Below are 16166 nucleotides of genomic sequence, written 5' to 3' on the forward strand. Positions count from 1 at the left end.
CACTCGGTGGCTCCAATTTCGCTAAAAAGGGGAATTACATAATGCGGAAACTCGTCATAGGATTGGCGATGGCCTCTACGGCCCTTGCGTCGCCTGCCCTCGCCCGTGACGGCCAATGGTACATCGAAGGCCAGGGTGGCCCGATGATCGTTGAAGATCTCGACTTCGACATCGTCGATGGCGATGGTGAAGTCGTCGATACCGTCAACGCCGATACCAAGACCGGTTACGACTTCGGTGGCGTCGTCGGTTACGACTTCGGTGCATTCCGTCTCGAAGCGGATGGCAGCTATCGCCGTGCCGCGATCGATCAGCTGGTCGCCGATGGCGAGCAGTTCGATGCCGGCGGCAGCGCGAGCGCGCTTGCGTTCATGCTCAACGGTCTGTTCGATTTCGGCGACGATGACGGCCTTCAGGGCTTCGTCGGCGGCGGTGCCGGTGTTGCACGCACCAGCGTCGACGCAATGGTCGGCGGCCCGGACCTCATCGACGATTCGGACACTGGCTTCGCATGGCAGGCCCTCGCCGGCGTGCGTGCGCCGCTGACCGACGCGATCGACGTTGGCCTGCGCTATCGCTTCTTCAACGCTCCAAACGTCGATCTCATCGACGCGAGCGGGGAAGCAGGGGAAACGCGTTTCCGTTCGCACTCGATCCTCGGCACGCTGACGTACAACTTCGGTGGCGCCCCGGCTCCGATGGTGGCACCGCCGCCGCCGCCGCCGCCGCCGGCTCCGACCCCGCCGCCCCCGCCGCCCCCGCCGCCGGCTCCGGTGTGCAACAAGGGCCCGTACATCGTGTTCTTTGAATTCGATAAGTCGAACATCACGCCCGAAGCTGCCACCATTCTGGACAACGCCGTTTCGGCCTACACCAGCTGTGGCACTGCGGCCGTCATGCTTGCCGGTCACACCGACCGTGCCGGTTCGGCTCGCTACAACATGGGCCTGGCCGAGCGTCGTAACGCTTCGGTTCGCAGCTACCTTGCTGGTCGCGGCGTCCCGGGCGCACGGATCTCGAGCGAAGCGTTCGGCGAATCGCAGCCGCGCGTTCCGACCGCGGACGGCGTTCGCGAGCTTCAGAACCGTCGGGTGGAAATCACCTACGGTCCGGGTTCGGGCATGTAAGTTTCGCAAAAGCGAACAACTTGAAAGGGGCCGGAGCAATCCGGCCCCTTTTTCGTTAGGGATCATGAAACCTTGGCAACAGGAGCTTTCCATGACTCGTCTTCCCGTACTCGCCGCCGCAGTTGCATCGATCTCGCTCGCCGGATGCGCATCGACGCCGGCACCCACCGCTGAGACCCTCGGCACGGCGCAGCTCTCGCTCGCCAATGGGGCGCCGGCAGGCACGGCCGAAATCGTCGCTGCGGGCGATCACGTTTCCATGCATGTGACCGTCAGCGGCATCGACGCGGGTCCTCATGGGTTTCACCTGCACACGACGGGTGCGTGCCGAGCGCCGGATTTCAAATCCGCCGGCGGCCATCTCAATCCGACCGATAACGAACATGGAGCCGAAAACCCGGACGGCAGCCATTTCGGCGATCTGCCCAACCTGCAGGTAGGCAGCAACCGCACCGCCTCCGCCTCGTTCGATCTCGGTCACGGCCGCGCGCGGGCGATGGAATGGCTGTTCGATGCCGATGGCACGGCAGTGGTGATCCACGCCGGGGCCGACGACTATCGCAGCGACCCAGCGGGCAACGCAGGCGCGCGCATTGCCTGCGGCGTGCTCGAACAGGGCTGAACGCCCCCGTCTGGACGATCGTCAGGTTGCGAAAGCAGTCTGTTCCCCGGGTGCCGACCCTCGATCAGGCGGCACCCGGGGAAACTGTCGCTACAGCGGCTCGCCCGCGGCGCGTGCGCGTTCGACGAGCGAACTGGCCGCGGCCGGGACAAGCTTGATCGCCGCCAGAAGCAGGACGAACCCGATCGGGACCACGACCAGCGTCGACAGGACTCCCATCGAGAGATCATCGCCATTCACGGCTGAAACGTATCCGACCATGAACGGTCCGATGCCCAGACCAACCAGCGTGGTCGACAGGAAGAACGTCGCCGTCGCCAGTCCGCGCATCCGGGGCAGAACCAGCGCCTGACTGCTCGCCGCCGCTGCGCCGAGCGCCGATGCCGAAGTTAGCTGCGTAACGAAGCTCGCCACGTAGAACAGCGGCAGGCTGTCCGTGCTGTACGCAAGGATGAGCGGCGGAACCGAAGCAAGCAGGCCGAACATGACGACCCACAGACGGCCGGTGGCATACCGTTCCAGCAGATGGTCCGCCATTCGGCCGCCGAGGATCACGCCGAGGAAACCCGCGACGGCCGACGCCGCGCCCAGGAACCAGCCAAGATCGCTCTTGTCGGCACCCAGCGCACGCTCGGCATAGGGCGCGCCCCAATAGGCGGCGGAGTACGAGATGAAAGCCACGGTTCCGTAGCCGAGCACGACGGTGAGGAACGCGGGTGATCCCCAGGTGAGGCGGAACGTCGGCAGATCGCGCGACTTGAGCGACGTCGCCCAACTGAACACGGCGTAGTAACCCACGCCGAGAAACAGCCATTGGTCGGATATTCCGTCGATCAGCGAAGAAGTTGCCGGGACCGCGCGCGAGAGAACGGTTGCCGCGACCGCAAAGAACGCCGCGCCTGCGAGATTCAGCGCCAGCGCCGGCAGCCCGCGCATCGCCGCGCCGATGACGGTGAAAGGCGGGATGACCTGCAGCAGTTCGTTCACGAAACCCCGGAACGGGTGGGGATCTTCAGGCGTCGGCAACCCGTCTATCGCCCCGCGCACCGGCTCGCGCAGGGTCATGACCCAGAACGCCAGCAACACGCCCGGAATGCCAACGGCAAGGAAGGCCGCCTGCCATCCGGCCAGCCCTAGCGGGCCGCCGTCGGGAAAGGCGGCGTTCCAGTTTTCCACCACCAGCCCGCCGATCAGAAGCGAGACCCCGCCACCGATGTAGAGGCCGGACGAATAGATCGCGAGCGCGGTCGCGCGCAGGCGCGCGGGAAACCAGTCGGAAATCAACGAATAGGCCGCCGGGCTGGCTGTCGCCTCCCCGACCCCGACACCGATCCGTGCTGCCGTTAACGTCGCGGTATCGCGTGCAAAGCCCGAAAGGGCCGTCATCGCCGACCACAGCGCCAGGCCCAGGCTCATCAGTCTGATGCGTTTCCAGCTATCCGCCAGCCGGCCCAGCGGAATGCCAAACAGCGCGTAGAACACAGCAAAGGCCGTGCCGTAGAGAAAGCCGAGGTAGTCGTCTTCCACGCCCAGATCGAGCTTGATGTCGTTGGCCAGGATCGAGAGAATCTGCCGGTCGATAAAATTGAGAACGTAGATCACAACCAGCACGCCGAGCGCATACCAGCTGTAGGCGGGCACCTTGTCGTTGTCGGGAACGGCGCCCGACTGCGCCTGCGGTGCCTCAGCCTGTGGTTCGTTCATATGTTATCCCGTCCTCTATCCCAGCCTCTGCAAACCCCTTCTGCCGCAATCGGCAGCTATCGCAAAGCCCGCAGGCAAGCCCCGCCTCGGTGGGGGCATAGCAGGACCAGCTCATCCCGGTGTCGAGGCTGAGGCGCGCCGCCTCGGCGGCGATCTGCGCCTTGCTCATGAATTGCAGCGGCGCGCGGATCGACAGGGCGCTGCCTTCCGCGCCAGCCTTCGTACCGATGCGGGCCATCTGTTCGAAGGCAGCGATGAATTCCGGCCGGCAATCCGGGTATCCCGAATAATCGAGCGCGTTCACGCCGATGAAGATGTCGTCGGCGCCCACCGTCTCGGCCCAGGCGAGCGTCAACGACAGGAACACGATATTGCGCGCCGGAACGTAAGTGACGGGAATATCCTCGCCCACGCCATCCGTCGGAACGGCGATATCGTCGGTCAGCGCAGATCCGCCGAATATCGTCAGGTCGAGCGGCAACACGACGTGGCGTTCGCAATCCAGAGCCGTCGCGATCCTGCGGGCCGCGTCCAGTTCCACCCTGTGGCGCTGGCCATAATCGATCGTCAGCGCATTGAGGCGGAAGCCCTGTTCGCGCGCGATCGCGGCGGCGACCATCGAATCGAGACCGCCCGAAAGCAGTACGACAGCGGGATTATTCGTCTTGCCAGATTCCGAACCCATCCGATGGAGCTAGGGCGAAAAGCGGGCCCAGGCAATCACAACCGTGGCAGCCTTCGCCCCCTTGCCATCAGTGGCAATTGCCAACCCGGCGCGCTTCCGCCGTGAACTGAAACGGCAGACCGCGTGCGATCCCCTGGCTTTCGATCTGAACGAGGGAGGCGTTTTCGCGGCGGATGCTCGTGCGCCCGTAATTGCTGCCGCGACATGTGTATTGCACAGTCACTTCGCTGGTGCCGTCTTCGACCACGTAATGCGAACAATTGCTGTCGGGGTGGCGCAGCTGGATCAGGTCCCGCCCGTTTCCGATACAGATCCGCTGCCGCTCGCCCCCATCGCGCGGGCGCAGTTCCCACGCCCCGGGTTCGAGCCGGTCGAGCATGGCAAGGCCGGGCGCCTGTGCCGCCGCGGGGAACAGCGCACCGCCTGCGATCAGCACCGCGACAAGTGCAATGCGGCTGAACGTCATCATTCGATCTCCGGCCAGTTTCTGCGACAGACTATCCATAGAACGCGCATCCCGGCAAGGCGTTGGACGGATGCGACAGCCCGCTTACGCTTCGATTTCGAACACTTTGGAACAGAACGCGCAATCGACCAGGATTTTCCCGGCCTCGTCGCGCATCTCGGCACGGTCCTGTTCGGGGAAACGCGCGATGACCTGTTCGTAGTGCTCCACCGAACACCGGCATCCACGCACGATATCCGGGCCGGGCTGAATGCGCACCGTCGATTCCTCGTGGAACAGGCGCCAGACAAGCGCCTCCATCGACAGGCCGGGATCGGTCAGTTCCTCGTGCCGCGTACTTCCGGCGAGCACTGCGACATGCTCCCATTCAGGGTGATCGGGGCGCACGTGGAGCCTTTCCCGCCCCTCCTCACCATCGGCAAGGTGCTGAACGAGAATCCCGCCGGCAATGCACCCTTCGGGGCCAGCGTGCGCGGCCACACGGATCAGCGTGGGCACCTGCTCCGATTGGGCGAAGTAGCTTTCGACGGCCTCCGCCAGCGATTCGCCTTCCAGCGGAACCACCCCCTGATAGCGCCCCTGGCCGTCGTTCATGTCGAAGGTGATCGCGAGATAACCCTTGCCGAACAAAGCCGGGAGCGACGGGTTTGCGCCAAGACCGTCCAGCCGCGCCCCGTCAAAATCGACATAACCCCGCAAGGCCCCGTCGCGATAATCGCAGACCAGGAGGCGCACCACACCTTCTTCGGTCTGGGCCTGCATCGTCAACTGACCGCTTGCGTCTTTCAGCAAGCCTCCGGCCAGAGTCGCCAGAACCAGCGCTTCGGCCAGAAGGTGGGTGATGGCGGGCGGATAGTCGTGCGCGGCGAGAATCTCGTCGATCGTACGGTCGAGCCGCACGGCCTTGCCGCGCGCGTCACGCCCGGGGATCGCGAAGCCCAGCAGCCTGTCGGCGAATGTTTCAACCTCTTGCGTCATGTCCGCGATATGGGGGTGTTGCCCGGGAAAATAAGGCGAGACGGGGTCAGAGCCGTCCGAAGCACCACAGCAGAACCGATTTCTGCGCATGAATGCGGTTTTCCGCCTCGTCGAACACGACCGATTGCGCGCCTTCGAACACTTTCTCGTCCACCTCTTCACCAACGTGAGCCGGCAGGCAGTGGAGAAAGCGGGCATCGGGCCGGGCACGCGCCATCAGCGCTTCGTTGACCTGAAACGGCGCCATCGCGGCCAGCTTGTTATGGGCATGGTCCTGCCCCATCGACACCCAGGTATCGGTAACGACGACATCGGCACCCTCGGCGGCTTCCGCAGCGTCGGTCGTTAGCGAAACCTTCGCCCCCCCCGCACGCGCCATATCGACAAATTCCGCTTCGGGTTCGTAGCCCGGCGGCGTTGCCACGCGAACGTTGAACTTGAACAGGCCAGCCGCCTCAAGCACCGAATGCAGCACGTTGTTGCCATCGCCAAACCAGGCGAGTTCCAGCCCGGGCAGGGGCTTGCCCTGTTCGATGATCGTCAGCAGATCGGCGACGATCTGGCATGGGTGCGAACGGTCGGTCAGCCCATTGATGACCGGCACGCTGGCGTGACGCGCCATCTCTTCGGCCTTGGCATGATCGTCGGTGCGCAGCATGATCGCGTCGCACATGCGGCTGAGCACGCGCGCCGTGTCGGCAATCGATTCGCCGCGTCCCAGCTGGCTCGACGCCGAATCCAGAACCAGCGCCGAACCGCCCAGCTGGCGCATGGCGATATCGAAGCTGACGCGGGTTCGGGTGGAGTTCTTCTCGAACACCATGGCGAGCACGTGCCCGGCAAGCGGCGCATCGGCATCGGTCCGCCCCTTGGGCCAGCCGGCGCGCGCGGCCTTGCGCTGCTGCGCATCGTCGATCATCGCCGCGATGGCATCGGTCCCCGCATCCGAAAGGTCGAGGAAATGGCGCACCGGCATCATCCCGCTTCAGGAATCTGGTAATCGGCCGCACCGGCCGACAGTTTCTCGAAAAACTCGTCGATTTCGGCATCGCCAATGACCAGCGGCGGCAGAACGCGAAGCGTGTTGTCTCCGGCTGCGACGGTCAGCAACTGGTGCTTGTCGCGCAAGTGGACGAAGAACGGACGGCTTTCGACCTTCATCCTGATCCCGAGCATAAGGCCGGTACCCCGGACCAGTTCGAACAGTTCGGGATAGTTGCCGATGAACTGTTCGAGCCGCGTGCGGATGCGCTCCCCCTTCTCGGTCACTTCGGCGAGGAATTCGTCATTGGCGACCGCGTCCATCACCGCCATCCCTGCGGCCATTGCCAGCGGATTGCCGCCGTATGTCGATCCATGCGTGCCGAAAGTCATGCCCCGTGCGGCCTTCTCTGTCGCGAGGCAGGCGCCGAACGGGAAGCCGCCGCCGATACCCTTGGCCGTGGCGAGGACATCGGGTTCGATGCCATAGTGTTCGTGAGCATAGAACTTGCCGGTCCGCGCCACGCCCGATTGCACTTCGTCGAGGACCAGCATCAGGTCATGCTCGTCTGCCAGTGCGCGCAGGCCGCTCATGAATTCCTGCGATGCAGGGCGAATGCCGCCCTCGCCCTGAATCGGTTCGACCAGAAAGCCTGCTGTGGCCGGGCCAATAGCAGCCCTGGCGCCTTCGAGATCGTCGAATTCGACGTACCGGAAGCCGCCCAGCAGCGGGGCGAAGCCCTTGTGCATCTTTTCCTGGTTCGATGCGCTGATGGTTGCCATCGTACGCCCGTGGAACGCGCTGGTGAAGGTGATCAGTTCGTGGCGTTCTTCCGCTCCGGCAGCCTGGTGATAGGCGCGCGCGGTCTTGATCGCGCATTCCACCGCTTCAGCGCCCGAATTGGTGAAGAACACCGTATCGGCGAACGTCTTGTCGACCAGCCGCTGCGCCAGGGCTTCGCCCTGCGGGCTGCCATAGAGATTGGACACGTGCATCAGCGTCGCGGCCTGGCGCTGAATCGCACCGATCAGCCCCTTGTGGCTATGGCCGAGCAGGTTGACCGCAATGCCGCTGGCGAAATCGAGATAGCGCGTGCCGTCTTCGTCGATCAGATGGCAATGGTCGCCGCGCACCGGGCGCACTCCGCAACGCGGGTAGACGGGCATGAGCGGCGTGATCGACATCGGCTGTTCCTTCGTAAAGTGAACGATCGGGCAATTCGGAAACGACAAATGGCGGCTCATCAGAGCCGCCATTCGCACCGTCTAGATTTTCGCATTCGCCCGGTCAAACATCGGGCGGAAAGCAAGCAGGTCAGCCCTGTACGGGCACCAGGTTGACCGCCGAGTACTTGCCTCGTCGATCGACCTCGAGGTCGAATTCATAGCGTTCGCCCTCGTTGATCGCGGTCAGCCCGGACCGTTCGACCGCACTGATGTGCACAAAGGCATCGGGCTGGCCATCGTCACGGACGAGGAAACCGAAGCCTTTCATCGAATTGAAGAACTTGACCGTACCGGTTGCCTTCTCGCCGGTAAGCTCGCGCTGCGGAGCCGCAGGGCGATCGCCGCTCGGGCTCGGGCCGCGCGATTCGACCGGAACGACATCACCCACGATCTGGAGATCCTGCGCGGAAATCTTCCCGCCGCGATCGACCAGATTGAATTCCAGTTCCTGTCCTTCGCCCAGCCCTTCGAGCCCGGCACGCTCGACCGCGCTGATGTGAACGAACACGTCCTCGCCGCCGGTTTCCTGCTGGATGAAACCGAAACCCTTCTGCGAATTGAAGAACTTTACCGTACCCTTGCCGGTACCGACGACCTGGGCGGGCATGCGGTTGAAACCGCCGCCACCGCCGCCAGCACCACCGCCACCGCGCGGGCCGCCGCGGTCACCACCGCCGAAACGGTCGCCGCCGCCGCCACCGCCGCCGAAGCGATCACCGCCCCCGCCGAACCGGTCGCTACCGCCGAAATTGCTTTGGCCGAAATCTCCGGGAGGTCCACCGAAAGGATCGAAACCATCTTCACCGAAACCATCGCGCTTGTCGCGTCCGCGACCCCGGCGGCCTCTATCATAACCCATAACCAACAACGTACCTTCGCACCGCCCCTAGCATTCCATGCCGTGCGGGCGGACGGGTCCCGCAAGGTCACGTGGTGTCCCAACCGCGAAGAAATCGCCGGTTTCCCCACCTGTCAGATGCCGATCATAGCGTAGAAACCCGCTCTGCGCGAATGATTTAACGGCTCGCCGCTCAATGAAGTAAAATTGTGACATTTTCGCATTGCGCGGACCCGCTTGCGCGACAATCCGGCTTGAGGCATCAGCCGCGCATGGACATCGTTGCCCTTCTTTCCGATCCGGCCGCATGGGTGGCGCTTCTGACGCTAATCGCGCTGGAGGTCGTGCTCGGCGTCGACAATCTGATCTTCATCGCGATCCTTTCGAACAAGCTGCCCGAACATCAGCAGCAGCGCGCGCGCAGGATCGGCCTGTCGCTCGCGCTGATCATGCGCATCGGGCTGCTGATGCTGATCGGGTGGATCGTGACACTGCAGACGCCGCTGTTCGATCTGGGGCTGGAGGGCGCGCCCAACGCCTATGGCGAACCCAGCTTCGAAACCGCCTTTTCAGGCCGCGATCTGATCCTGCTGGTGGGCGGGCTGTTCCTGTTGTGGAAAGCGACCAAGGAAATCCATCATTCGATGGAACCGGCTGACAATTCCGGCGACCTGCTCGACAAGACGCCCGGCCTCGCCGAAGCGGCGAAGGCGACCTTCGGCACGGTCATTGCGCAGATCGTGGCGATCGACATCGTGTTTTCGGTCGATTCGATCCTTACCGCCGTCGGGATGACCGATGAAGTTCCGATCATGGTGGCTGCCGTCGTGATCACGGTGGGGATCATGATGGTCGCGGCAGATCCGCTGGCCCGATTCATCGAGAAGAACCCCACCCTGGTCATGCTGGCGCTCGCGTTCCTCGTCATGATCGGCCTGGTTCTGATCGCCGATGGGTTCGGGTTCCACGTGCCCAAGGGGTATATCTACGCCGCGATGGGCTTTTCCGTCGGGGTGGAAATCCTCAACATTGTTCAGCGCCGGCGCCGCACCGGCACCGCGCAGGGAGACGCCGGATGACCGATTTTCGCCGCCTGAGCGACAGCGTGTTTGCAAGCCCCCAGATCATGCCCGGCGATATCGCCGCTGCAAAAGCGGCCGGGATTGCGCTGGTCATCAACAACCGCCCCGATGGTGAGGCCGAAGATCAGCCGACCGGCGCGGAGATCGAGAACGCAGCGCACGAGGCCGGGCTGGATTACTGCGCCATTCCCGTGGGCGGCGCGGGCTTCGGCGAAGTTCAGGTGGAAGCGATGGCCCAGGCGCTGGACGCGGCGGATGGCCCGGTTCTCGCCTATTGCCGGTCGGGCACACGTTCCACCCTGCTGTGGTCGCTCGCCCAGGCGCGCGAAGGGCGCGACCCGGACGAGATCGCGGCGGCCGCGCAGGCGGCGGGATACGATATTACCCCCATCCGCCCGGCGGTCGACATGCTGGCCGCCCGCGCGCGGGCCTGATCGCAGAGCCTATTTGCGGAAGTCGAGCGGCGGATCGCGGTCGCCCAGCAGCGAGCGATATTCGTAATTCTCGCCGCGTGCGGCCTCGAACTCCGCGCGGGCTTTCTGCCGCAGGTCCGGGTCGCTGAACAGCTCGATCGCTGCCAGTGTCATCGCCTTGGCCGCAACTTGTGCGCCCTTGTACCCAATCGTGGTGCCGCTTGCCGCCGCGGACTGCCACGAATGGGCCGACGTTCCGGGCACCCAGGTGGCGGTCCGCACGCCGACGGTCGGCGTGGCCCAGGACACGTCACCCACGTCGGTGGAGCCGTAACCGAGCGACGTTTCATAGGGCTGGATCTGCTCGGCCATATCGAGCGGCTTCGCGGCATCGCCCAGGCTTGTGGCCAGCTGCTCGGCCCAGGCACGTTCCTGCGCCGTGTACTCGACACCGCCGACCTGCCGCAGCTTCGCATCCATCATCTTTGCCAGCGCCTGATTGACGAGCAGCGGATTGTTGCCGTGGATGATTTCCCACTCGACGCGGGTGCCGGTGCCCATTGCCGCCCCTTCGGCGGCGGCTTCGAGCCGCTCCCACATCGCTTCCACTTCGCCAGGGTCGGAATGGCGGACGTAATAGAACACTTCGGCGAAATCGGGGATCACGTTGGGCGCAGTGCCGCCTTCGGTGATGACGTAGTGAATGCGCGCGTCCATCGTCGTGTGTTCGCGCATCATGTTGGCCATCATGTTCATCGCTTCCACCCCGTCGAGGGCGGAGCGGCCCTGCTCCGGCGCGCCGGCGGCGTGGGCCGATCGGCCGTGGAAGCGGAACTTGGCCGAACGGTTGGCGAGGCTGGTGTTGGCCGCTGCGCTGTTCTCGTCGTCCGCATGCCAGTGGATCGCGAAATCGGCATCGTCGAACAGGCCCGCGCGGGTCATGTAGACTTTGCCCGATCCGCCTTCTTCCGCCGGAGTGCCGTAGAACCGGATGCGCCCCGGGGTGCCCGTCGCCTCAAGCCATTCCTTGATCGCGATGGCCGCCGTCAGCGATCCCGCCCCGAAAAGGTTATGGCCGCACGCGTGCCCCGCATGCCGCCCGGCAACGGTCTCTCTCGTGGGTGCATCGGACTGGCTGATCCCCGGCAGCGCATCGAATTCGCCCAGAATCGCGATCACCGGGCCGCCGCTGCCGTATTCCGCAATGAAAGCCGTTGGGATCTCGGCCACGCCCTCCGTAACTGTAAAGCCGTTGGCCGCCAGCTCGGTCTGGAGCAACGCGCTCGATCGGGTTTCCTGATAGCCGACTTCCGACCATTCCCACAGCTGGCGCGCAACGCGCGCAGTGCGGTCGTACTGTGCGTCGACCGCCGCCACGGCATCGAACGTTTCCGCCGACACCGGGGGCGCAGCGGCAAATGTCAAAGCACCGGCAAGGGCTGTCAGGAAGGCGGCATTCTTCATCGGTCTCTCCTCGTAACCCGGCCAGCTCTAGGTTCGATGCCGCCGCCTGGCAACGCCCGCGCTCGACAGGTTCGCAAGCCAGTGGCAAACCAGCGCGATGGATCTGGACATCCTCTTGCAACTGGCCGGTTCGCTCCTGGCAATCCTGGCGCTTGCCGGGCTTGCGTGGAAACTCGGCCTGGGCGGCGAGCAGCGTATTCGGGATCAGGACCATGCCCGCGAGCTTGCGGACGAGGCCATTCCCGGCTTTGCTGCGCAGGAAATCGCGCTCGACCGGGCGGGACAGGCGGCGCTGGCCCGTGACGGCAATGGCCGCATCCTCTTGCTGCGGCGGCACGGTGTGCATTTCGCGGCGCGGATGCTGGCCGGACATGCCCACGCTCGGCTCGATCGCGGGCTGCTGATCGTCGGCACGGACGATCGGCGCTTCGGCAGCATCGCGCTCGATCTCGGTCCGCAGGCTCAGTATTGGGCCGCCAGCCTCAGGAGGCTTTGAGCCGTCGCGATGCCCGATTTTTCTCCCGTCGATTACGCGATCCCGGCCTTCGTCGTCCTGGTGCTGGCGGAAATGCTCTGGGCCTGGAAACGGCGGCCGGACGCCTATGAGCCGCGCGACACACTGACCAGCCTGGCCCTGGGACTGGGCAGCACCGTCGCCGGTATCCTGTTCGGCGGCGGCGCCCTGCTCGTTTTCTTCGCGGCCTACGAATATCGGCTGTTCGACATCGGTTGGGCCTGGTGGGCCTGGGCGCTGTGCTTCGTGCTCGACGATCTCGCCTATTACTGGGTCCACCGCACCGGGCATCGCGTTCGCTGGTTCTGGGCCAGCCACGTCAACCACCATTCCAGCCAGCACTACAACCTCAGCACCGCCCTGCGGCAGACCTGGACCGGGGCCTTCACGTTAGGGTTCGCGTTCAAGCTGCCGCTGGTTCTGGCTGGCTTCCATCCGGCAATGATCGCGATCTGTGCGGGCTTCAATCTGATCTATCAGTTCTGGATCCATACCGAGGCGATCGGGCGGATGCCCCGGTGGTTCGAAGCGGTGATGAACACGCCCAGCCACCACCGGGTCCACCACGCAACCAATCCGCGCTATCTCGACCGCAACTACGCCGGGGTCTTCATCGTCTGGGACAAGCTGTTCGGCACGTTCGAGCCGGAAAGGGCCGGGGAACGGATTCGCTACGGGATCGTGCGGCAGCTCGGGTCCTTCAACCTGCTGTGGTCCGTGTTCCACGAATGGATCGGGATGCTGGGCGACATCCGGCGCGCGCCCTGGCGCCACAAACTGTCCTATCTCCTGCGCGAACCCGGCTGGTCGCACGACGGCAGTCGCGAAACGAGCGACATGATCCGCGCCCGCTGGCGCGCGCGGACGACGCGCGAGAATGAGGGCGAGAAAAAGGTCTCGATCCAAAACCCGATTGCAGTTGAGGGCGAGGCTGCCTAACCCTGTCTTCCGGGAGAGGAGAGGGTATCATGGAATTCGATGTCATCGTCATCGGTGGCGGCAGCGCGGGCAGCGCGGTCGCCGGGCGGCTCGCAGCAGAGGGCAAGCGCAGGGTCTGCCTGCTGGAAGCCGGGGGCACCAACGACAACTTCCTGGTCAAGACGCCGGGCATGATGCCCTTCCTGCCCAAGGCCGCGAACTACCGCTACGATACCGTGCCGCAGAAGGGCCTGAACGGCCGCACCGGCTATCAGCCGCGCGGCCGGGGCCTGGGTGGATCGAGCGCGATCAACGCCATGCTCTATATCCGCGGCCACCGCTGGGATTACGACAACTGGGCCGCGCTCGGCTGCACCGGCTGGAGCTACGACGATGTCCTGCCCTGGTTCAAGCGGGCGGAAAGCAACGCGCGCGGGGCGGACGATTTCCACGGCGGCGACGGGCCGCTCCATGTCTCCGACCAGAAATGGCCCAACCCCGGCAGCCTGGCCTTCGTCGAAAGCGCTGCCGCGTTGCAATTGCCGCGAAACGCCGATTTCAACGGCGCGAAGCAGGAAGGTTTCGGCCTCTATCAGGTGACCCAGAAGGGGGGCGAGCGCTGGTCCGCCGCGCGCGCCTATGTCGAGCCGCTGCGCGAAAGGGAGAACCTCGCGATCCTGACCGGCACGCTGGTGGAGCGGCTGGTGATCGAGCAGGGCCGGGTGACCGGCGTTGCCATCCGCCGCGGATCGCGCCGCGAAACGCTGCGCGCGCGCGGAGGCGTCGTGCTCTCGGCCGGGGCCTTCAACAGCCCGCAGATACTGATGCTGTCGGGCATCGGCCCGGCAGATCATCTGCGCGAGCGTGGCATAGCGGTGGCGCTGGACCGCCCTGCAGTGGGCAGCGATCTTCAGGACCACATCGACTACGTATCGAGCTGGGAGACCGAAAGCCGCGACTTTATCGGCGACAGCCTGCCCGGCACCTGGCGCATGGTGAAGGCGATCGTCGAACATCGCCGGCGCCGCACCGGGGCGATGACCACGCCCTATGCCGAAGCCGGCGGGTTCTGGCGGGTCATGCCCGATGCGCCGGCGCCAGACGTGCAGTGGCATTTTGTCCCCGCCATGCTCGAAGACCATGGGCGGACCAAGGTGAAAGGCCATGGCTTCTCGCTCCACGCCTGTGTCCTGCGGCCCGCAAGCCGGGGAACGGTGCGCCTGGCGTCAGGCGACGCGGCCGATGCGCCGCTGATCGATCCCAATTTCCTCGACCACGAGGCAGACATTGCCACTTTGCGCGCGGGCGTGCGCCTGTCTCACCGCATCGTCGATGCTCCGCCAATGCGCGATTACCGGCCCACCGACCGTTATCCCATCGACCTAGCGGATGACGATGCGCTGGACGAGCTGATCCGCAATCGCGCCGACACCGTCTATCACCCGGTCGGCACCTGCCGCATGGGTCCCGACGCAGATGCCGTGGTCGATCCGGCGCTGAAGGCGAACGGGGTGGAAGGCCTGTGGGTCGCCGATGCCTCGATCATGCCGCGCCTCGTCAGCGGCAACACCAATGCGCCCAGCATCATGATCGGCGAACGCTGCGCCGATTTCGTGCGTCAGGCCCTGGCCTAGCCGCCGGCACGCATCTTCAGCTGCCACGAAAAAATGGGCCGGAGCGGCTGGCTCCGGCCCATAAAGGCGGTGTTCGCAGGAGGAACAATGCTTGGCGAGCCGGAAGGTGGAGAGGAGAAAACCCCGCCGGCCCGCCAATTTCGTGAAAGTCAGTTGTAGGCGCGCTCTCCGTGTTCGGAGATATCGAGCCCGTCGACTTCGGTTTCTTCGGAGACCCTCAGGCCGATCAGAGCCTTGACGATCAGTCCGGCGACCAGAGTGCCCAGCGCTGCCCAGACGATTGTGACGATGACGCCGAATGTCTGAATGCCGAGCTGCGCACCGAGCGCGGTCGAACCATCGCCCGGGCCGCCCAGGAAGGGCTGATAGACGATCGCCGTCCCGATCGCGCCGACGATACCGCCCACGCCGTGGATGCCGAATGCGTCCAGGGCGTCGTCATATCCGAACTTCGCCTTCATCTTCGCCACTGCGAGGTAGCAGACGATCGAGGAAACGATGCCGAGCAGGATCGCGCCGAATGGGCCCGAATTGCCCGCCGCAGGCGTCACTGCGACGAGGCCGGCGATCACACCCGAACAGAAGCCGAGCGCCGACCCCTTGTGGCCCGCGAGCCGTTCGATGACCATCCAGGTCAGGGCAGCGGCAGCGGTCGCGACGAAAGTGTTGATCATCGCCAGGCCTGCAAAGCCATCGGCTTCGAGCGCGGAACCGGCGTTGAAGCCGAACCAGCCCACCCACAGCAGACCCGTGCCGACCATCGTCAGCGTCATGGAGTGCGGCGGCATCGGCTCTGCCGGATAGCCGCGACGCTTGCCCAGCAGGTAGGCGAGGACGAGGCCAGAGATACCGGCGTTGATATGCACCACGGTGCCGCCCGCAAAATCGAGCGCCCCGTCTTCGAACAGCAGCCCGCCCCCGGCCCAGACCATATGGGCGATCGGGAAATAGACGATCGTCAGCCAGATCGGCACGAACGCCATTAGCGCGGAAAACTTCATCCGCTCTGCAGTCGCGCCCAGAATCAGCGCTGCGGTGATCGCGGCGAATGTCATCTGGAAACTGATGAAGACGTACTTGCTGATGACTTCGTCGGTGAAGGTCGCCGCCGTGCTGCTGGCATCGGTTCCGGCGAGGAAATAGCTGCCCCCGCTGATGAACAGGCCCAGCGTGCCTTCGTAAGTGGTATCGCCGAACGCGAGCGAGTATCCCCACATGACCCAGATCAGCATGGCCAGCGCAGCCGTGGCGCCCACCTGCGTCATCGTCGACAGCATGTTCTTCTGACGGGTGAGGCCGCCGTAAAACAGCGCCAGGCCCGGCAGGATCATCATCAGGACGAGAACCGTGGAGGTCATCATCCAGGCGTTGTTGCCCGGGTTGGGCACGGCGGCAGCGGCCTCGACCGCCTCCTGCGCGAAGGCGGGCGCAGCGGCAAACAGCGCGGCGCCGGCCGCACCCGCGCGGTATAGCGTTTTGCGGATCATTGTCTGGTCCCTCATCTCTCTTCCCG

16 protein-coding genes are annotated in these 16166 nt (G+C 64.9%); 7 read left to right on the plus strand and 9 right to left on the minus strand.

Annotated elements, in window-relative coordinates; all coding sequences use genetic code 11:
* Positions 1 to 41 precede the first annotated feature (41 nt).
* Both AM2010_RS10435 and AM2010_RS10440 read left to right on the plus strand, forming a co-directional pair.
* Positions 42 to 1127 carry an OmpA family protein gene (locus AM2010_RS10435; protein ID WP_047807009.1) on the plus strand — a complete coding sequence of 362 codons (1086 nt, stop codon included), beginning with the start codon at positions 42 to 44 and terminating at the stop codon, positions 1125 to 1127.
* A gap of 91 nt (positions 1128 to 1218) precedes the next feature.
* The gene (locus AM2010_RS10440; RefSeq protein ID WP_047807010.1) at positions 1219 to 1749 is read left to right on the plus strand and encodes a superoxide dismutase family protein; all 531 of its coding nucleotides are present in this window, start codon (positions 1219 to 1221) and stop codon (positions 1747 to 1749) included.
* A 90-nt stretch (positions 1750 to 1839) separates the two neighbouring features.
* On the opposite strand, the gene AM2010_RS10445 is transcribed toward AM2010_RS10440, so the two are convergent.
* From AM2010_RS10445 to AM2010_RS14470, 7 genes are all read right to left on the minus strand, one after another.
* Positions 1840 to 3453: a spinster family MFS transporter gene (locus AM2010_RS10445; protein WP_082132884.1), complete on the minus strand. Its 1614-nt coding sequence runs from the start codon at positions 3451 to 3453 to the stop codon at positions 1840 to 1842.
* A complete protein-coding gene (gene queC, locus AM2010_RS10450; RefSeq protein ID WP_047807011.1) occupies positions 3434 to 4138 on the minus strand; it encodes a 7-cyano-7-deazaguanine synthase QueC in 705 nt (234 codons plus the stop codon). Before queC ends, AM2010_RS10445 begins: the two co-directional genes overlap by 20 nt.
* Before the next feature lie 67 nt (positions 4139 to 4205).
* The gene (locus AM2010_RS10455; RefSeq protein ID WP_053044056.1) at positions 4206 to 4643 is read right to left on the minus strand and encodes a DUF3617 domain-containing protein; all 438 of its coding nucleotides are present in this window, start codon (positions 4641 to 4643) and stop codon (positions 4206 to 4208) included.
* 45 nt (positions 4644 to 4688) lie between these two features.
* Positions 4689 to 5582, minus strand: coding sequence for an Hsp33 family molecular chaperone HslO (gene hslO, locus AM2010_RS10460; protein ID WP_047807012.1), 894 nt, complete (start codon positions 5580 to 5582; stop codon positions 4689 to 4691).
* A gap of 46 nt (positions 5583 to 5628) precedes the next feature.
* The gene (gene argF / locus AM2010_RS10465) at positions 5629 to 6558 is read right to left on the minus strand and encodes an ornithine carbamoyltransferase (protein ID WP_047807906.1); all 930 of its coding nucleotides are present in this window, start codon (positions 6556 to 6558) and stop codon (positions 5629 to 5631) included.
* Positions 6558 to 7748: an aspartate aminotransferase family protein gene (locus AM2010_RS10470; protein ID WP_047807907.1), complete on the minus strand. Its 1191-nt coding sequence runs from the start codon at positions 7746 to 7748 to the stop codon at positions 6558 to 6560. The genes argF and AM2010_RS10470 overlap by 1 nt, the downstream gene beginning before the upstream one ends.
* A gap of 130 nt (positions 7749 to 7878) precedes the next feature.
* A complete protein-coding gene (locus AM2010_RS14470) occupies positions 7879 to 8649 on the minus strand; it encodes a cold-shock protein (protein ID WP_047807013.1) in 771 nt (256 codons plus the stop codon).
* A gap of 251 nt (positions 8650 to 8900) precedes the next feature.
* On the opposite strand from AM2010_RS14470, the gene AM2010_RS10480 reads away from it, so the two are divergent.
* A complete protein-coding gene (locus AM2010_RS10480) occupies positions 8901 to 9707 on the plus strand; it encodes a TerC family protein (protein WP_047807014.1) in 807 nt (268 codons plus the stop codon).
* A complete protein-coding gene (locus AM2010_RS10485; protein ID WP_047807015.1) occupies positions 9704 to 10144 on the plus strand; it encodes a protein tyrosine phosphatase family protein in 441 nt (146 codons plus the stop codon). The genes AM2010_RS10480 and AM2010_RS10485 overlap by 4 nt, the downstream gene beginning before the upstream one ends.
* Positions 10145 to 10153: 9 nt before the next feature.
* On the opposite strand, the gene AM2010_RS10490 is transcribed toward AM2010_RS10485, so the two are convergent.
* The gene (locus AM2010_RS10490) at positions 10154 to 11587 is read right to left on the minus strand and encodes an amidohydrolase (RefSeq protein ID WP_047807016.1); all 1434 of its coding nucleotides are present in this window, start codon (positions 11585 to 11587) and stop codon (positions 10154 to 10156) included.
* Between the two features lie 97 nt (positions 11588 to 11684).
* Here AM2010_RS10490 and AM2010_RS10495 point away from each other — a divergent pair, with 97 nt between their 5' ends.
* From AM2010_RS10495 to AM2010_RS10505, 3 genes are read left to right on the plus strand one after another with little or no spacing between them, the layout of a single operon-like run.
* Positions 11685 to 12083: a hypothetical protein gene (locus AM2010_RS10495; protein WP_047807017.1), complete on the plus strand. Its 399-nt coding sequence runs from the start codon at positions 11685 to 11687 to the stop codon at positions 12081 to 12083.
* A 9-nt stretch (positions 12084 to 12092) separates the two neighbouring features.
* Positions 12093 to 13040 carry a sterol desaturase family protein gene (locus AM2010_RS10500; RefSeq protein WP_047807018.1) on the plus strand — a complete coding sequence of 316 codons (948 nt, stop codon included), beginning with the start codon at positions 12093 to 12095 and terminating at the stop codon, positions 13038 to 13040.
* 26 nt (positions 13041 to 13066) lie between these two features.
* Entirely contained in the window at positions 13067 to 14653 is a 1587-nt protein-coding gene (locus AM2010_RS10505; protein WP_047807019.1) for a GMC family oxidoreductase, read from the plus strand.
* A gap of 149 nt (positions 14654 to 14802) precedes the next feature.
* Here the strand turns inward: AM2010_RS10505 and AM2010_RS10510 are convergent, their stop codons facing one another.
* Positions 14803 to 16140 (minus strand): ammonium transporter, encoded by a 1338-nt coding sequence (locus AM2010_RS10510; RefSeq protein WP_047807020.1) that lies wholly within the window; start codon positions 16138 to 16140, stop codon positions 14803 to 14805.
* Positions 16141 to 16166: the final 26 nt, after the last annotated feature.

This window comes from Pelagerythrobacter marensis (assembly GCF_001028625.1).
Taxonomy (GTDB): Bacteria; Pseudomonadota; Alphaproteobacteria; order Sphingomonadales; family Sphingomonadaceae; genus Pelagerythrobacter; species Pelagerythrobacter marensis.

Bases quoted from the DNA above. Each gene is read 5' to 3' on its own strand.
- AM2010_RS10510 (WP_047807020.1), bottom strand. From the start codon at position 16,140: ATGATCCGCAAAACGCTATACCGCGCGGGTGCGGCCGGCGCCGCGCTG.
- AM2010_RS10500 (WP_047807018.1), top strand. From the start codon at position 12,093: ATGCCCGATTTTTCTCCCGTCGATTACGCGATCCCGGCCTTCGTCGTC.
- argF (WP_047807906.1), bottom strand. From the start codon at position 6,558: ATGCCGGTGCGCCATTTCCTCGACCTTTCGGATGCGGGGACCGATGCC.
- AM2010_RS10490 (WP_047807016.1), bottom strand. From the start codon at position 11,587: ATGAAGAATGCCGCCTTCCTGACAGCCCTTGCCGGTGCTTTGACATTT.
- hslO (WP_047807012.1), bottom strand. From the start codon at position 5,582: ATGACGCAAGAGGTTGAAACATTCGCCGACAGGCTGCTGGGCTTCGCG.
- AM2010_RS10480 (WP_047807014.1), top strand. From the start codon at position 8,901: ATGGACATCGTTGCCCTTCTTTCCGATCCGGCCGCATGGGTGGCGCTT.
- queC (WP_047807011.1), bottom strand. From the start codon at position 4,138: ATGGGTTCGGAATCTGGCAAGACGAATAATCCCGCTGTCGTACTGCTT.
- AM2010_RS10440 (WP_047807010.1), top strand. From the start codon at position 1,219: ATGACTCGTCTTCCCGTACTCGCCGCCGCAGTTGCATCGATCTCGCTC.
- AM2010_RS10470 (WP_047807907.1), bottom strand. From the start codon at position 7,748: ATGTCGATCACGCCGCTCATGCCCGTCTACCCGCGTTGCGGAGTGCGC.
- AM2010_RS14470 (WP_047807013.1), bottom strand. From the start codon at position 8,649: ATGGGTTATGATAGAGGCCGCCGGGGTCGCGGACGCGACAAGCGCGAT.
- AM2010_RS10485 (WP_047807015.1), top strand. From the start codon at position 9,704: ATGACCGATTTTCGCCGCCTGAGCGACAGCGTGTTTGCAAGCCCCCAG.
- AM2010_RS10455 (WP_053044056.1), bottom strand. From the start codon at position 4,643: ATGGATAGTCTGTCGCAGAAACTGGCCGGAGATCGAATGATGACGTTC.
- AM2010_RS10435 (WP_047807009.1), top strand. From the start codon at position 42: ATGCGGAAACTCGTCATAGGATTGGCGATGGCCTCTACGGCCCTTGCG.
- AM2010_RS10495 (WP_047807017.1), top strand. From the start codon at position 11,685: ATGGATCTGGACATCCTCTTGCAACTGGCCGGTTCGCTCCTGGCAATC.
- AM2010_RS10445 (WP_082132884.1), bottom strand. From the start codon at position 3,453: ATGAACGAACCACAGGCTGAGGCACCGCAGGCGCAGTCGGGCGCCGTT.